This is a genomic window from Burkholderia sp. S171, assembly GCF_009766085.1.
GTDB lineage: Bacteria > Pseudomonadota > Gammaproteobacteria > Burkholderiales > Burkholderiaceae > Caballeronia.
This window is the reverse complement of record NZ_LMUF01000055.1, coordinates 1-1664: the sequence shown is the minus strand read 5'-3', so window position 1 is coordinate 1664 and position 1664 is coordinate 1. Positions and strand designations below refer to the sequence as shown.

Below are 1664 nucleotides of genomic sequence, written 5' to 3'. Positions count from 1 at the left end.
CACCTACCAGGCGCGTGTTGAAGGTAACGGCGGAGCAGGACCGACGTCAAATACCGTTATCATCAACGAGGTCAGCCCAGTCCCTGTTATCCCGCTTGAAAGCGTGACCATTGCCAACATGTATGATCACGTTGGCAACGTCTACGTTCCGTCCGGCGGATCAACCACTAACCCGGCGCCGGCGTTTAGCGGGTATGTCTCGTCTGGGTTGCAGGCCGGCGAGACGCTTGTGATCTACCGCGACGGCCAGAAAGTCGGCGTCGCGACGTTTGCGGCGGGTGTGAACTGGACGTTCGACGATTCAGGCGTAGGGATCGGAACTCACAGCTATTACGCCCAAGTGGAGAACTCAGCCGGCGCTGGTCCGCGCTCGAACACATTTACGTTCACCGAGGCTTCGTCAGGCGCTGTTCTCCCGCTTGAAACCGTCTCGATCACCAGCCTGACGGATCACACGTCCGGCGCCAACATTCCGGCAGGTGGGTCGACCAAAGACACATCGCCGGTAGTTCACGGCACGGTGTCGTCGTCGTTGCTTGCTGGCGAGACCCTTGCGGTGTACCGCGACGGTGTGAAGATTGGCACGGCCACCATGTCGGGAACAAGCTGGACGTTCAACGATTCGAACGTGGGCGTGGGAAGTCATTCCTATTACGCGCAAGTTCAGAACTCAGCGGGTAATGGTGCTGCCTCGAGTCCGTATGCGTTCACCGAGGCTTCGTCGGCCGCTGTTCTCCCGCTTGAAACCGTGGCAATCACCAGCCTGACGGATCACACGTCCGGCGCCAATATTCCGGCGGGTGGTTCTACCAGCGACACATCGCCGGTAGTTCACGGCACGGTGTCGTCGTCGTTGCTTGCTGGCGAGACGCTTGCGGTGTACCGCGACGGCACGAAGATTGGCACGGCCACCATGTCGGGAACAAGCTGGACGTTCAACGATTCGGGCGTGGGCGTGGGAAGTCATTCCTATTACGCGCAAGTTCAGAACTCAGCGGGTAATGGTCCTGCCTCAAGTCCGTATGCGTTCAATGAGACTTCGGCAGTCGCCGGCCCACCGGTAATCACGGATGTGCAAGACGCTGTAGGCCCGATTCAGGGCACAGTGCCCAACAACGGCACGACCGACGACAACCAGCCCACCATCAAGGGCACGGGTACGGTTGGCGATACGGTCTACCTTTATGTGGATAAGGTTGGGAACGGGCAGGCCGTAGTGGACGCTACCGGTCACTGGTCGATCAAGTCTCAGTACACCTTGAACGATGGAATTCACATCTTTACCGCAACCCAGTTTTTGGGCAGCGACGCAAATCAGAGTGTTGCGTCGAATTCGTGGAGCATCACGGTGGACACTAGCGTTCCGGCAAAGCCGCCTGTCCCGGTCCTGACCAATGACAGCGGTGTGTCAATTCCGGCCGGCTCGACCTCCAACGATGGTCACCCGCATATCAGCGGCACGGGCAAGGCAGGCGACATCATTACGGTGTACGACGGCGCGACTCAGCTTGGTTCGGTCAAGATTGATACGAACGGTAACTGGACGTTCACGCCGAGCAGTGACCTGTCCACCGGTGCGCACAACATTACTGTCACGGACACGAATGCAGCGGGCACTACAGGTCCGAAGTCGGATCCGGCCGCGTTCACTTTCACAGTGTCAC

At 59.0% G+C, this 1664-nt stretch carries 1 protein-coding gene; it reads left to right on the top strand.

The window, feature by feature from the left end; translation table 11 throughout:
- Positions 1-118: 118 nt before the first annotated feature.
- A partial coding sequence (locus GSQ93_RS31850) for an Ig-like domain-containing protein (protein ID WP_216857707.1) occupies positions 119-1664 on the top strand: 1546 nt, incomplete at its 3' end.